Source organism: Paenibacillus cellulositrophicus (assembly GCF_009363095.1).
Lineage (GTDB): Bacteria > Bacillota > Bacilli > Paenibacillales > Paenibacillaceae > Paenibacillus_AQ > Paenibacillus_AQ favisporus.
Window position 1 is genome coordinate 1,884,108 of the sequence record NZ_CP045295.1, and the last position, 13,331, is coordinate 1,897,438.

Annotated in this window: 16 protein-coding genes; 4 read left to right on the forward strand and 12 right to left on the reverse strand. The window is 55.1% G+C overall.

The window, feature by feature from the left end:
- Positions 1-52 precede the first annotated feature (52 nt).
- From GCU45_RS08625 to GCU45_RS08640, 4 genes are all read right to left on the reverse strand, one after another.
- Complete coding sequence (locus tag GCU45_RS08625; RefSeq protein ID WP_244364479.1) at positions 53-922, reverse strand: endonuclease/exonuclease/phosphatase family protein; 870 nt, start codon at positions 920-922, stop codon at positions 53-55.
- A gap of 242 nt (positions 923-1,164) precedes the next feature.
- Positions 1,165-1,788, reverse strand: a complete 624-nt coding sequence (locus GCU45_RS08630) for an XTP/dITP diphosphatase (protein ID WP_152398639.1) — start codon at positions 1,786-1,788, stop codon at positions 1,165-1,167.
- A 1-nt stretch (position 1,789) separates the two neighbouring features.
- Positions 1,790-2,551 (reverse strand): ribonuclease PH, encoded by a 762-nt coding sequence (rph, locus tag GCU45_RS08635; RefSeq protein ID WP_105446125.1) that lies wholly within the window; start codon positions 2,549-2,551, stop codon positions 1,790-1,792.
- Positions 2,552-2,634: 83 nt separating this feature from the next.
- A complete protein-coding gene (locus GCU45_RS08640; protein WP_152398640.1) occupies positions 2,635-3,711 on the reverse strand; it encodes a GerMN domain-containing protein in 1,077 nt (358 codons plus the stop codon).
- A 223-nt stretch (positions 3,712-3,934) separates the two neighbouring features.
- Between GCU45_RS08640 and GCU45_RS08645 the strand changes: the two genes are divergently transcribed.
- Positions 3,935-4,513 (forward strand): phosphatidylglycerophosphatase A family protein, encoded by a 579-nt coding sequence (locus tag GCU45_RS08645; RefSeq protein ID WP_152398641.1) that lies wholly within the window; start codon positions 3,935-3,937, stop codon positions 4,511-4,513.
- A gap of 152 nt (positions 4,514-4,665) precedes the next feature.
- On the opposite strand, the gene GCU45_RS08650 is transcribed toward GCU45_RS08645, so the two are convergent.
- The 3 genes from GCU45_RS08650 to GCU45_RS08660 all read right to left on the reverse strand — a co-directional run bounded on the left by GCU45_RS08650 (position 4,666) and on the right by GCU45_RS08660 (position 7,134).
- Positions 4,666-5,658 carry an MBL fold metallo-hydrolase gene (locus tag GCU45_RS08650; protein WP_152398642.1) on the reverse strand — a complete coding sequence of 331 codons (993 nt, stop codon included), beginning with the start codon at positions 5,656-5,658 and terminating at the stop codon, positions 4,666-4,668.
- 19 nt (positions 5,659-5,677) lie between these two features.
- Complete coding sequence (locus GCU45_RS08655; RefSeq protein WP_152398643.1) at positions 5,678-6,433, reverse strand: class I SAM-dependent methyltransferase; 756 nt, start codon at positions 6,431-6,433, stop codon at positions 5,678-5,680.
- Between the two features lie 164 nt (positions 6,434-6,597).
- Entirely contained in the window at positions 6,598-7,134 is a 537-nt protein-coding gene (locus GCU45_RS08660; RefSeq protein WP_152398644.1) for a GNAT family N-acetyltransferase, read from the reverse strand.
- Positions 7,135-7,374: 240 nt separating this feature from the next.
- Here GCU45_RS08660 and GCU45_RS08665 point away from each other — a divergent pair, with 240 nt between their 5' ends.
- On the forward strand, positions 7,375-7,566 hold the full coding sequence (locus GCU45_RS08665) for a hypothetical protein (RefSeq protein ID WP_152398645.1): 192 nt from the start codon (positions 7,375-7,377) through the stop codon (positions 7,564-7,566).
- A 157-nt stretch (positions 7,567-7,723) separates the two neighbouring features.
- Here the strand turns inward: GCU45_RS08665 and GCU45_RS08670 are convergent, their stop codons facing one another.
- The 3 genes from GCU45_RS08670 to gpmA form a co-directional block, all read right to left on the reverse strand.
- Complete coding sequence (locus tag GCU45_RS08670; protein WP_152398646.1) at positions 7,724-8,653, reverse strand: manganese-dependent inorganic pyrophosphatase; 930 nt, start codon at positions 8,651-8,653, stop codon at positions 7,724-7,726.
- A 128-nt stretch (positions 8,654-8,781) separates the two neighbouring features.
- Positions 8,782-9,132: a DUF1904 family protein gene (locus tag GCU45_RS08675; RefSeq protein ID WP_152398647.1), complete on the reverse strand. Its 351-nt coding sequence runs from the start codon at positions 9,130-9,132 to the stop codon at positions 8,782-8,784.
- A 161-nt stretch (positions 9,133-9,293) separates the two neighbouring features.
- A complete protein-coding gene (gpmA, locus tag GCU45_RS08680) occupies positions 9,294-10,043 on the reverse strand; it encodes a 2,3-diphosphoglycerate-dependent phosphoglycerate mutase (RefSeq protein ID WP_076174196.1) in 750 nt (249 codons plus the stop codon).
- Between the two features lie 293 nt (positions 10,044-10,336).
- Between gpmA and GCU45_RS08685 the strand changes: the two genes are divergently transcribed.
- Complete coding sequence (locus GCU45_RS08685) at positions 10,337-10,798, forward strand: DinB family protein (RefSeq protein WP_152398648.1); 462 nt, start codon at positions 10,337-10,339, stop codon at positions 10,796-10,798.
- Positions 10,799-11,006: 208 nt separating this feature from the next.
- Here GCU45_RS08685 and GCU45_RS08690 read toward each other — a convergent pair whose 3' ends face one another.
- Entirely contained in the window at positions 11,007-11,675 is a 669-nt protein-coding gene (locus GCU45_RS08690) for a DUF899 domain-containing protein (RefSeq protein ID WP_152398649.1), read from the reverse strand.
- A gap of 263 nt (positions 11,676-11,938) precedes the next feature.
- Between GCU45_RS08690 and GCU45_RS08695 the strand changes: the two genes are divergently transcribed.
- Positions 11,939-12,163: a DUF6199 family natural product biosynthesis protein gene (locus tag GCU45_RS08695; protein WP_152398650.1), complete on the forward strand. Its 225-nt coding sequence runs from the start codon at positions 11,939-11,941 to the stop codon at positions 12,161-12,163.
- Here GCU45_RS08695 and GCU45_RS08700 read toward each other — a convergent pair.
- Positions 12,158-13,195, reverse strand: coding sequence for a GNAT family N-acetyltransferase (locus GCU45_RS08700; RefSeq protein WP_167527096.1), 1,038 nt, complete (start codon positions 13,193-13,195; stop codon positions 12,158-12,160). The two genes, GCU45_RS08695 and GCU45_RS08700, sit on opposite strands and share 6 nt — an antisense overlap.
- Positions 13,196-13,331: the final 136 nt, after the last annotated feature.

Sequence of the window (13,331 nt, forward strand, 5' to 3'; positions counted from 1 at the left end):
TGACGAAGCCAAGCGGATGTTTTTTTGCTGACATGCGAATTGCCAATGCCTGCTACACCAGCAGGTCGGCGACCACCGGAAAATGGTCGGACGGCATTTTGCCCTGGCGGTGGTCGGTGATCACGCCAAAATTGCGAACCTGTACCCCGCTGGTCACGAAAATAAAATCGATGGCGCTCTCGAACTCGAGACCATGCTCCTCGCCCGGGTTTAAATACGCAGGGAACAGCCGCGCGGCCGTTTCCCGGGAGTCAAAGCCCTGGAAGGTGAATGCCGGGCCGAAATGCCGGTAATCCGCGCTGACCGCCGCATCACGCAGCAGAGCCCCGCCCTCTTCTTCGCCGCAGAGGACGCGGTAGGCTTCCGAATCGCTGGTGACGTTGAAATCCCCGGTCAGCACCGCGGCGCCCTTTTCCACCAAGTCCCGGATCCGGCTTTTGATCAAATGCGCGCTCTGCTTGACCGCCTCGACGCCGATGTGGTCAAAATGAGTGTTCAGATGGATAAATTCTTTTCCCGTATATGTATCTTTGAACCGGCACCAGGTTACCATCCGGGTGCAGGCTGCGTCCCAGCCCAATTTGCCCGGCTTCTCCGGCTCTTCGGACAGCCAGAAATGTCCATGCTCCAGCGGCTCCAGCCGCTGCTTCAGGTAAAAGATGCAGGCGTATTCGCCGTCCTGCTTTCCGTCCTCCCGGCCGGCTCCGATCCAGCCGTACTCCGGCAGACGCTCTTCCAGATCCGTCAGCTGGTTATGCAGCACCTCCTGCATGCCGACCAAGTCGGCGCGGTGGAAGCGGACGATTCCCGCAACCAAGTCCCGCCGGCTGTTCCATGTATTCTCGCCTTCCTTGTCATAGTCGTTTTTGATGTTATACGACATGAACCGGAGCTCCATCTCCGGTTTAGCTGTGTTGCTCACATCAACACCTCATTTCTCAAAGTTTGCGCACGCCCATTCTACCATAATCCGCCGGAAAGCGATCACAAAATTTGGTTAAAGGCACGATTCATCCCCTTCAGACGGGTTCACAGCTTTGATATGATCGTGCTCTGCTTTGTGGGATCTCCTATGTAGGACGCCAATACAGGACACGGCGAAAAAGGCTCCCCCCTTGGATCCGGTAGATCCAAAGGAACAGCCTTCATCGGAATCATCTTTATTTATGGGGCCAGCTTGGCCATCAGGCTGCGGAGCGCCGCTCCGCGGTGGCTGATCGCCTGCTTCTCCTCCATCGTCAGTTCGGCCATCGTTTTCCCGTAATCGGGAAGATAGAATAGCGGGTCGTACCCGAAACCGCCCGAGCCGGCCCGTTCGGCGGTAATCCAGCCCTGAACCGAGCCGGAGGCCTCAATGAAGCCGCCCGTTGCCGGATCATACAGTATCAGCGTACAGACAAAGCTCGCCGGGCTGAGCAGTGAATCCTGAACGTCCGCGCCCATCTTTTTGTCCTCCAGCATTTGCAGCAGCTTCTCGTTGTTCTGCTCATCCGTGGCATGCTCACCCGCAAACCGGGCGGAGTACACGCCCGGACGGCCTTCCAGCTCGTCAACGCATAAGCCGGAATCGTCGGCCAGCACCGGAAGCCCGAGGGCATCGCCTACGGTTTTGGCTTTCTTCAGCGCATTCTCCGCAAACGTGCTCCCGTCCTCTACTACATCCGGGATGCCGGGATAGTCGAACATGCTTTTTACCTGTTTGCCCAGCGGGGCGAAGGCATGCTCAAACTCCTTGACCTTCCCTTTGTTCTTCGTCGCCACAATAATCGTATCGCCCGCCGGAATCATGCTAGGCCTCTCTTCCGGCTTGTCCCGAGCCGATCATCAGCGCAATGGGGCCAAGGGCTTCCTTCTGCTTGGCGATCAACTCGAGGATGCCCTGCTCCCCAAGCTTCAGGAGCTCATCAAGCTCCTGCCGCGTGAACGGGCTTTCCTCGCCGGTTCCCTGCAGCTCGACAAACGCGCCGCTGCCGGTCATGACGAGGTTCATGTCCACCTTCGCCTTCGAATCTTCCTCATAGTTCAGATCGAGCAGCGGCTCTTCACCGACCACCCCGACGCTGACCGAAGCCAGAAAGTCACTGATCGGGAACACCGGCAGCTTGTGCTGCTGGGCGATTTTGTTGATCGCAATGGCCATGGCCACAAACGATCCGGTTATCGACGTCGTGCGCGTACCTCCGTCTGCCTGAATGACGTCACAATCCAGCGTGATGGTCCGCTCGCCCAGCGCCTGCAAATTCACAACGGAGCGTAGCGCTCTGCCGATCAGCCGCTGAATTTCCATCGTACGTCCGCTGAGTTTGCCGCGCGCGGCTTCCCGCTGGTTGCGGGATTGCGTCGCCCGGGGCAGCATCGAATACTCCGCCGTTACCCAGCCTTTCCCCTGTCCTTTCAAAAAAGGAGGAACCTTCTCGTCCACCGTGGCGGTGCAAAGGACTTTGGTGTCCCCCATTTCAATGAACACGGAGCCTTCCGCGTACTTGTTTACGTTCACTGTCAAATTCATCGGCCTAAGCTGATGGCTGCTGCGTCCGTTTGATCTCATCATTTCTGCCTCCTACTTCGTTCGCATCCTGTTTAAGCAACCTTTATTTTACCAAAATGGAGGGATAAAAACACCCTGAGCTGCCCTTAAAGCGGGATTTCGTTAATATAATCGGGGCGTGTTACCGGCTTGCTGTAGTCCAGATTGTCGGTTCCGACGACCTTGGACTCCCCGTTCAGCTCGATTTTGACCTTTGGATTCCCCGCGTTTTCCGCCACCGTCAGCACGACAGACTGGAGCATTTCGGTCGGTACCGCATCGCCTTCGGCGAACATGTCTTCCTTCAAGGATACCGTTACCGTGCCGTCCTTCTCCTTCTTCACGGACTGCAGCTGCGTCTCGTCGGTCATGACTTGTTCCAGGCCGTCTGTCTCCTGCGGACCGCGGATCAATTCGGCGAGTGCCGACTGCAGTGCGTCCTGGCCCGGTTTGACAAGCCGCGTTACCGGAACATAATACTGAATGCCTGCCGGTGATGCCGCCGAGAAGTAAACGGTGACTGGCGACGAATTCGTCAGCGTGGCCCCCTGCCCGACTTCCAGATTGATGCCCATGCTCCGGCTGAGCGGCTGATCCAGCGGAGTGCCCCCTACAGGCATTTCCGACAGCTTTTTGCCGTCAACCCACAGCTGGACCTTTTGCACATCCGCATTACCGGTCAGGGTCCAGGCCAGCGATTCGAGAATTTTGCGCTCATCCGGCGCTTTGTATTTCGTGAATGCACTGTTAAACTCGACAACAGCCAGCTTGTTATCCTTGTCCACCGTGACCTTCTTGACCTCGGTTCCTGCGGGCAGGACGCCCGTGAAGCCTTCCGGAATATATTTGGCATAGGCACCGCCGGAGACGAGCGTTTCCACCGACAGCTGAACCGAAGTTTTATCCTTTACTTCCGGCAGACCGAGGGTGACGGGGGCAAGCATCCCGTTCCCGTCCGCCAAATACACGGTCGTCGGGGTGCCGGTGAGCTCGGCCTTAGCCTTGGCGCCTGTGGTGCCTGTGCCGTCCGACATATTGAGCATTTGCTCCTCGACCGCCTTCGGCGGCGCATCGATGTCTTCCGAAGCCGAATGGGTCCCGAACAAACCGCAGCCGGACAGGATAACGGGAACGGCCAGCAATCCGGCGGCGGAAATGCCGCGAATTTTGTTAAGCTTGGTCATAAGTCTGGTTCCTCCTAATCATTTTGTACAGTTTGTACTACCATGTATACGAGCCCCCTTCCGAAAAAATAACAGCCGGTCCATATTAATTTTATTCAGGCCCCTGCGCCTTCCCTGCTGCTTGAGGATGCGTCAAAATGGGCATAACTGGACAAAGATATACTGCAAAACATACAATCAAATTGCGTGAAGTTACATACTACTTGGATGACGGGGTGACGTAATGAGTGAAGCAAATGAGGCAAAGCAAGCAAAAATTCCATACAGCTTAAACAGTAAAAAGGTATCCGAAGCGACGCGGGAATGGCTTCATAACCGGGGCGTGAGGGTGGAGGAGATCGCCGAGCTCGTTATGCTGCTGCAGAAAAAGTACTATCCGAATCTGACGATGGAGGAATGCATCCTGAACGTGGAGAAAGTGCTGAGCAAGCGCGAGGTGCAAAACGCGGTGCTGACCGGCATCCAGCTCGATATGCTGGCCGAGCAGGGCAAGCTGCTCTCCCCGCTGCAGGACATGCTGGAAAATGACGAGAGCCTGTATGGCGTCGACGAAGTGCTGGCCTTTTCCATCGTGAACGTATACGGAAGCATCGGCTTTACGAATTACGGGTATATCGATAAGCTCAAGCCCGGCGTGCTGGAGCGCCTGAATGACAAAAGCACCGGGGAAACCCATACGTTCCTGGACGATATCGTTGGCGCGGTCGCTGCGGCGGCCAGCAGCCGGATCGCGCACGGCAAGCAGGCGGAGAAGGAAACGGGCGATGAGCCGGATGAGGTTCGGCTTCCCGAGGATCACTAAGACATCTTTCATATCGAGGAGGGCTGATTCGTCAGCTCTCCTCTTGTCATTTGGCGAGGAAAATAACGCAGAAGGTTCGGAGCCGGACTAATGCAGCGCTCCGAACGCAAACAAGGACGGCCTCTTGGCCGTCCTTGTTGCTCTTCCTGCCGCTATGTAACGGCGGCTTCATATCGGAAGATGCCGTCATGACCCGGCACCTTCTTCACCTGGCCGCGCCGCTCCAGCTCCTGCGTATGCGCCAGCGTCTCGCTCATGGCGAAGCGCATCTGGTGAATGCCGAGCGCGGTGCCGAACAGGGCGGCGCACAGATCAAAGCCGGTCGCCGGCCCTGCCTGAATCCGTCCCAGCACCCGCACCAGCCGCTCTTCATGATGCTGCAGGAGGGCTTCAAGCCGGGCCTCAAAGTGGTCAAACGGATTCCGGTGTCCCGGATAGGCCCGTTTTACCTGGAAGCCCTGCAGCTTCCTTAGCCCGTTCAGAAACGAATGCAGCGGCTCAGGATCGCTTCCGGGCAGCAGGCTGACGTTCGGGGAGATCTGCGGCAGCACCGCATCTCCGCACAGCATGACCCCGCTCTCCTCATGCAGCAGCGACATATGGCCTGGCGCATGGCCCCACGTTTCGATGGGGGTCCATCGCCGGCCACCCATCTCCAGCGGTTCCCCTTCGGTCAGCGGCAGCGCCGAAGGCAGCGGCTCCACCTGCGGGAAGAAGCTCTCCAAATGGGCGGGCAGCTGGCTTGTCCACGCCTCCGGCATGCCGTGCTGCCGGAACAATAGCGGCAGGTCGTCATTCATCGTGGATGCCTCGCCCCACATCCGCTGCATTTCCTCCGCCGCCCGCGCGGACATCCGGACCGGGCAGCCCGCCTTTTTCTGGAACCACCCCGACAATCCCAAATGATCGGGATGATGGTGCGTAAGCACGACCGACTCCACGTTCCCGAAAGGGATATCCAGCTCATCCAATACCTTATTCCAGGCAGCTTCATTCTCCGCGGTACGCGGTCCCAGATCTATCACCGTAACCCCGCCTGAAGGCCCCCGCAGAATATAGCTGTTTACCCAGCGCAAAGGGTATGACATCGCCATCTTTACCTGAATGATGCCGTCTTCATAGTGCGTAATCTCGGGTATATTCAATGCCCCGTCCTTCTTTCATTTATGCTTTCTCTTCCTGCGGGCGCCGTCCCACAAAAATCATCCGCTGTGAGCGCCCCTCGTCATAATCGACTTCCTCATTATAGCCGCCGTACACTTCGTCTGTCATGAGCCCGGCTTCCTGCAGCATATCCTCCAGCCGGCCGCGCGTGTACAGCTTCACCCGCTCGTGATACTCCCGTGTTCCCTTGGTGCCGTGCATATCCGATATGGAGATATCCTTGATTACAAAATCCCCTTCGATTCGGCGCTTCTCCACAATCCGCTGCCCCTCTTCCTTCCGCTCCGATGCCGGAACCAGATGTCTCCGGACATAAGGGGAGTTCATGAAATCGATAATAAACCACCCTCCGGGTTTCAGCATTCGGCGAATCTCCCGAAGTACTTTGAGCTGCTCCCCGTCCTCGCGAAAGTACCCGAACGACGTAAACAGATTGACGACCGCGTCAAACCCGCCTTCCAGCGGAAGTTCCCGCATATCGGCCTGCCGCCAGTCCACCCGCTCCTTCGTGTCCAGCCTCCGGGCTTCCCGCAGCAGTACGTCGGAGAGGTCCACCCCGGTGACACGGTAGCCCGCGTCCACCAGTGCGAGGGAGTGCCTGCCTGTTCCGCAGCACAAGTCGAGCACCTGCGCCCCTGGCGGCAGGTCCAGCCAGGAGATCATCGTCTTGACCTCCCGGGCTGCCCCTTCGATGTCACGGTGCTTATATACCAGGAGATAATCCTCTCCAAAGCTTTTTTCATACCAATCCTTCATCCTCTGCGTCATCCTCCTGTGTATGTGAGTCGGTTCCATGAATTATTACATTCAAAAAGGACGGTTGAAACCAGCCCGCTGGCAGCCTGTGCCCGCCGTATGCAGTATAGGATTCGACGCGCCATGGGATTGTATGAATCGAGCCGGTATAGGACTGGTCCGGTTTACGACTCAGGCACATATTCATGCGACAGGATCGAATACAGCCAGGAATTCGCAAAGCCTCCTTTATTCGTCGGCATATGCTCGCGGAGATAGCCCTCCTTTTGCATGCCGATCTTCTGCATGACCCGCTCGGACCCGATATTTTCCGGACGGCAGGTCGCATAAATCCGGTGTACTCCCAGCTGCCGGAAGCCGAATTCCAGCATCGCCTTCGCGCATTCCGAAGCATACCCTTGGCCCCAATGATCCGCATGGAAGCAATAGCCGATTTCTCCGTTCGAGCCCGAGACGTTGATTCCGCAGCCGCCGATCAGCTCCCCGTCCGTTTTGCGGGTTACCGCCCACTCGTAATGGGTCCTTGGCTCTTTCTGCTGCATCGCCTTCATGCCTGCGACATAATCCTTCGTTTCTTCCTCGGTATTCGGACCCCAAAGGGTATAACGGGTAACTTTGGGATCTGATGCGTACCGGTGCACGCTCTCCCAGTCTTCCGGCACAAACTCGCGGATGACCAGCCTGTTCGTCTCCAGCCTCATTTCATGTCTCCTCCTTCGAACCGCATTGAATGAATTGAATCCAGATTAATCCATCTGCCTTCCGGTGTCGACCCCTTTAAATGAAGCACATTAGGAGAACTGCCACAGCCGCCATCATTTGCCGAAATATAGCGGAAAATAATGCGGAACCCAGCCCATATTGCGACAAACCTTTCACCAGACTGGTGATATAGTAAATATGCACTAATCATAGTGTTTTAAAAATTGGAGGGATTAGATATGGAACATTTGGAATTGGACATCTTGATGGCTGACGAAGAAGCAGAACAGGAAGAGCAGATCGACGACATCGAAGAAGAAGAAGAAGAGGCGGAAGACGAGGAAGAATCCGAATTCGTAGAAGAGGCGGATGAGGACGAAGACGAAGAAGCCGACGAAGCCGACGATGAAGAAGACGACGAAGAAGCTTAACTGGCAACACAATCCCTTCTCCCAGATACACAGAAGCTAATCCAACAGACCTGTTCAGCGATGAACAGGTTTTTTGATTTCGATCGCAAAATAGAACGAGCAGGCCGTCCTCCCATTTCAAGGAATCAGCCTGCTCCTGTTCAGCCGTTCAATGTAATTATTTGCTCAGCGTTTCGGTCAGCACCGGAACGATTTGCGATTTACGCGACACAACGCCCTTCAATACGGCCGTATGGTTCTCAAGCTTGACGTTATAAGCCGTTTCAACCGCAGCAGCGGATTTTCCGAGGGCCAGCGCCACGGAATCGTTGTTCAGGATATCCGTTACGACAAACACGAACAGATCGAGACCTTTCTCGCTGATGATCGCGTTCAGGGCGTCCTCCAGTTCAGCCTGACGGTTCAGGACGTCGTTAGGGTCCACCGTGTTCACTTGGGCGATTTCCACTTTGCTGCTGCCCATTTGGAATTCTTTGGCGTCCAGGGAGATCAGCTCGGCAATCGTCTTGCTGCTGACATCTGCACCCGCTTTAAGCATGTCCAGTCCGTACTGCTCCAGGTTCACTCCGGCGATGTCGGCGAGCTCGCGTGCAGCGGCTACGTCCTCCTCGGTGCAGGTCGGGGATTTCAGCAGGAGCGTATCGGATACGATCGCGGATACCATCAGACCGGCGATTTGCGGCGTAACTTCAACGCCTTTTTCCTTGAACAGCTTGTTCAGGATCGTTGCCGTGCAGCCTACAGGCTCTGCGCGGTAGTACAGTGGATGGCTTGTCTCGAAATTCGCGATGCGGTGGTGGTCGATGACCTCGCTCACGCGCACCTGATCGATGTCGCTCGCGCTTTGCTGGCGCTCATTATGGTCAACGAGAATAACCTCGCTTGCTTCGTTAGCCACGGTTTCCACTTGGCGAGGGGCCTCGGCTTTGAAATAATCCAGCGCAAACTGCGTTTCGCCGTTGACGGCGCCCAAACGAACCGGCTCCGTATTATGGCCGAGCTTATTTTTGAGGTAAGAGTATACGATTGCCGATGTGATCGTGTCCGTGTCCGGGTTTTTATGCCCGAAAATCAATGTTTTTGCCATGGTTTCAACTGCTCCTTTATCGTTTGGAATAAATGAAGACTTGGATCATGCCGTAATCTACATACGATTATAGCGGGAATTGGGCTATATTCCAATTCCTTTACAGAGATTTATTCCTGAAGGCTTGATTACAGCCTGATTTCGGGAGGCGTCTTGGCCGGAATCCGCTTCAGCGGCTGGCCCTCTTTATAATACAGCGACGGATTCAGCAGCACATAGAAAATATGGGTATGTGAGCAACCGAGGTTCTCGAGGATCCGGTTGATGTTCTCGGCGATCGCATGATGCTTCTCTTCCTCGCGCGGGAACATGAAAATTTCCACGGACCGGGGGCTGTTTGTGATTTTTTCCACATGTAAAAGCTCAATTTTGACGATTTCTTCCGGAATGTTGGCGATTCCTGAAATGCATTCGATAATGGCCGGTGCGGCGGTCTCCACCACATTCTTTTCAAAACCTGTAAATCTGACAAAAGGCAAAGCCGTTCCCTTCTTTCTCTTTCTTTCTAAAGCTGTGCCCGATCTAAATATATCGGCATTACTAACCTACCATAAAAACGGCAAAGGAGTCACCTCCCCAAAGAGATCACTCCTAAATGCCAATGGATACTGCTGATAACCAAATCCGATGCCTGGCGCCGCTATTCCATAATTTTCGACGGGTTGGCGACGACGTCGATTTTCTCCTGCACGCGCTCCGGGCTCCCCAGAAAATGGCGGTTCAGCGGCTTCAAATCGTCGTCCAGCTCGTACAGAATCGGCACCGCGGTCGGGATGTTCAGATCCACGATGTCCTCCTCGCTGATATTTTCCAGCACCTTCATCAAGGCCCGCAGGCTGTTCCCGTGCGCGACGACGAGCACCTTCTTGCCCGCCTTGATCTGCGGCACGATCTCCGCTTCCCAGTAAGGGAGCACGCGCGCGATCGTATCCTTCAGGCTTTCTCCCAGCGGAATCTCCTGCTTCGTCAAGTTGCCGTAGCGCTTATCCTTGGGAGGGTAGCGGTCATCGTCGGCCGTAATCTGCAGCGGGGGCACGTCGTAGCTCCGGCGCCACAGCATGACCTGCTCCGCGCCGTATTTCTTCGCCGTCTCTTCTTTGTTAAGTCCCTGAAGCGCGCCGTAATGCCGTTCGTTCAGCTTCCACGATTTGCGGATCGGGATCCACAGCAGGTCGTTGACGTCCAAAATATAATTCAGCGTTTTGATCGCCCGCTTTAATACGGACGTATATGCGATATCGATTTCATAGGGAATATCCTGCAGCAGATGCCCTGCCTTGATCGCTTCCTGGACCCCTTTGTCCGTCAGATCGACGTCCGTCCAGCCGGTGAACCGGTTCTCGCGGTTCCACTCGCTTTCCCCATGTCTGACCAAAACCACCTTGTACATGGTGCCACACTCCTTTACTGCCTTACTCGTAACAAACTACCGGTATAGCTTTTAACCAATAAGCATTTTTTAAACTTTTTCTTTTCATTCCAATCATTTTGCATACAGGCTACGGGTGAGCTGCCGTCCCTTGCAGATCTATGGTTTGCGGACCCTCAGCTCTTCCAACACATGCTCTGCAGAGGTTCCCGCTGGGGTAGACTCCGGGACGTTCGCCCGGGTTGCCTCCCTGGCCTGGCAGATTTACAATAACTACTGTTACATCATAATCGGAGAACGACGGAGGTACAATAATGAGAAATGCTTATTTGTTCGGCCAAATCGAGCGCGTGCGCACGGGCATCATCAACAAGGTGTCCGCGCTGCCTGAATCCAAGCGGGATATCGTCCCCGACGGATTCAACAACAATATCCACTGGCACCTCGGGCATTTGCTGGTCATATCCGACATGCTCGTGCTCCAGTACAGCGGCAAGGATGGCGTCATTCCGGCCGAATACCGACCTTATTTTGCTTCGGGGACGAAACCGGCGGATTGGCAGGGCGAGGCACCGACGTGGGATACCCTGATTTCGCAGCTCACCGAGCAGATTCGCGTGTTCCAAGAGCAGCTCGGTGACGACCTAAACCAGCCAGTCGCCAAAGCCGACAACTTTGCCAAAGCCGAGACGATCGACGAGCTGCTGGTCATGAACATTAATCATGAGGCATCGCATGCCGGCATGATCAACGCCATGCTGAAGAAGCTGGCCTGATCTCGGATCAGCAGACAGCACAAGGCAGCCCTTCTCTCCGTGTCGGAGAAAGAGGCTGCCTTCATTTTTGGAAAAGAACTCGGGTAAGAAACTGACGGTGGTAACCTTGAGTTGGGATGGGTACTCGTGGACCCCTCCGCTATCGCCACCAAACGAAGCATTGATTCATAACCAAATGCGGAGCGGCATCGCGTGTCGTCAAAACGGATTAACGATAGTCGTCATGCAGACGCCACCAGATGTAAGGCTGGGTTTGCGGCCATCCTTCAGGCGAATCCTCCCACGTTTCTTGGCGGCCAAAGGGTGTCAGGTCGAGCAAATTGAAGTCCACGCGGATCCGATCGACGCCGCGGGAGGCCGTGAAATAGGTGCGGAATACCTCATCTCCATCACGGAGAAAAACGCTTAAGCCGAATCCGTCCCCAGCACCCATGTCATTGTTGAATTCGTTCCCGTTCGAAGAGAACCAAGGTACATTCCAGCCCATCCGGTCTTTGAACGGCTGGATCTGAGACAGGGGCGCGGGGGAGACGAGAATAAAGGTCGTATCACGGGCATTCAGGTGGGCAAGGTGGCCGATGTTGTCGACAAAAGAGGAGCAGCCTGTGCAGCCTTGACTGGCACTCGGAGCCATCATGAAGTGGTACACCACGAGCTGGCGGCGTCCGTCAAAAAGATCAAGCAGTCGCGCTGGACCACCTGGTCCCTCGAACATATAATCTTTGCCGATCCGTACCATCGGCAGCCTGCGGCGCTCTGCGGCCAGCGCGTCCAGCGCGCGGGTAAGCTCCTTTTCTTTGACGAGCAGCTTGTCGCGCGCGTCCACCCACTCTTGTTCCGAAACGATTTGCGGAAGTGCTGTGTTTTTCGTATCCACGGGTATCCTCCTCCAAGTTTTAAAGGATTCGTTGATTCTGCCATTATCCTATATAGATTGAACTAAAGTTGCATCGAACTTCCTGTAATAACGGCCCGACAGTTGCCCTATAACATTCATTTCTTTAGTTCATTCTATCCTAGCATGTTTCATTTCCCGGGATTTCTCATGAATTGCGGAAAATGATATTCATTTGCACATTACCGATGTTCTGGAACCGCAGGCTCCATTCAGACGTTCTATATAGAAAGGAGCTGATGGATATGGACCTCGTTCTGATCATCTTTGGGCTGATCTTGATTGGAGGCGGCATCATGACCCGCCGGAACCCGGAAAAGGGAAGGCGGATCAATGAAAGCTGGAAGACAGAAGAAGAAGCGGAGCCCAGCGAATCCTACCTTGAACTCCAAAAGATCCGCGGCTTCCTTGCGATCGTGCTCGGCTCGATTTTTATCGTGATCGGGTTGTTTATGCTGCTGTTTTTATGACCGCCCCTTTTCCAGAGAACAGACCATTTTGAAGTTTCCGGGTACCGCCTGGAACCCCAACAGATCGCGGTTGATGCGAAGCATGGGACCGTTCAGCGAATCGTTGTGGGTTCGCAAATAAGGCACACCGGCAGCGCGTGCGGTTTGTATGGCCAACAGCTTCAGCGCCAGCCCGATCCGCCGGCCCCTATACTCCGGAAGCACACCGGTAAACTGGTGATACATCGCCTGGGTTTGTTCGTTCTGCTGCAAGGTCACGACGCCGACATAGCGGTCCCCGTCCTTGGCGATATGTACATACTCCGGCCGCACGCCGGCCATGTTAATATTCCATTTCTTCCATTCCTCAAACCAGGGGAAATCCTCGTTGTATCCCGGAATGTCCTGATGGGCGATTCTGTACAGCTCATGAAGCTTCCGCTCCTGTGCCTCTCCAGGCTCATCCCTCAGCGTCACGAACATAATGCCGGATGACTCGGCGCTGCTAACGCTTGGCAGCAAAGCTTGGTCGGTAAAAGACGACAGGTCCAGCACAGATTCAAAGGTGTGGCGTTCCATCAGGTAGCCCCGGCGCTCCGCAAACGCCAGCGAGGCCCCGTCATTCTCCCTCATAAAACAAACGAGACGGGAAGCCTTAACTAGGCGTGCCCACTCGCGCACTTCCCGGTACAGAGCCCTGCCAGCTCCGCGGCCGCGTTCATCCGGATGGACGACAAGAGTAACTTGGAGGCTGCCGGGTTCGTTCCATGGCGCACGCCAGGCGATGGCGTAACCGATGACCTCTCCCTCCCCGTTCACCGCCACCCATTTCGGGCGATCCCAGCCCATCAGCCGCCCCTCTTCGTCGTAATGAAGCTGGCCCGGCGGAATGCTCTCCTCTTCGTCCTGCAGCTGCTTGGCGGTGACGGGTTCCGACCAGATCAGGCTCAACAGCGCCGCGGCCGCTTGAAAATCCTCCCTGCCAAAACGGCGAATCGTATAGTTGGACAATATGTATTCCTCCAAAAAATGGTATTGGTTTGCCTCGCTCATTATCTCATGCAATCCCATGGATGAAGCGATAAAGTTTGGGTATAGCGTTTTTTTCCTTAACTGAGGTGCTTCACGCTCCCCCGCGTGCTCATCGTATATAAATCTATGAAAATCAAACTTTTGCACGCTATCATCT

What these genes read in the sequence shown, in the direction of transcription:
- GCU45_RS08630 (WP_152398639.1), bottom strand. Translation starts at nt 1,788, where the DNA reads ATGATTCCGGCGGGCGATACGATTATTGTGGCGACGAAGAACAAAGGG.
- rph (WP_105446125.1), bottom strand. Translation starts at nt 2,551, where the DNA reads ATGATGAGATCAAACGGACGCAGCAGCCATCAGCTTAGGCCGATGAAT.
- GCU45_RS08640 (WP_152398640.1), bottom strand. Translation starts at nt 3,711, where the DNA reads ATGACCAAGCTTAACAAAATTCGCGGCATTTCCGCCGCCGGATTGCTG.
- GCU45_RS08645 (WP_152398641.1), top strand. Translation starts at nt 3,935, where the DNA reads ATGAGTGAAGCAAATGAGGCAAAGCAAGCAAAAATTCCATACAGCTTA.
- GCU45_RS08655 (WP_152398643.1), bottom strand. Translation starts at nt 6,433, where the DNA reads ATGAAGGATTGGTATGAAAAAAGCTTTGGAGAGGATTATCTCCTGGTA.
- GCU45_RS08660 (WP_152398644.1), bottom strand. Translation starts at nt 7,134, where the DNA reads ATGAGGCTGGAGACGAACAGGCTGGTCATCCGCGAGTTTGTGCCGGAA.
- GCU45_RS08665 (WP_152398645.1), top strand. Translation starts at nt 7,375, where the DNA reads ATGGAACATTTGGAATTGGACATCTTGATGGCTGACGAAGAAGCAGAA.
- GCU45_RS08670 (WP_152398646.1), bottom strand. Translation starts at nt 8,653, where the DNA reads ATGGCAAAAACATTGATTTTCGGGCATAAAAACCCGGACACGGACACG.
- gpmA (WP_076174196.1), bottom strand. Translation starts at nt 10,043, where the DNA reads ATGTACAAGGTGGTTTTGGTCAGACATGGGGAAAGCGAGTGGAACCGC.
- GCU45_RS08685 (WP_152398648.1), top strand. Translation starts at nt 10,337, where the DNA reads ATGAGAAATGCTTATTTGTTCGGCCAAATCGAGCGCGTGCGCACGGGC.
- GCU45_RS08695 (WP_152398650.1), top strand. Translation starts at nt 11,939, where the DNA reads ATGGACCTCGTTCTGATCATCTTTGGGCTGATCTTGATTGGAGGCGGC.
- GCU45_RS08700 (WP_167527096.1), bottom strand. Translation starts at nt 13,195, where the DNA reads ATGAGCGAGGCAAACCAATACCATTTTTTGGAGGAATACATATTGTCC.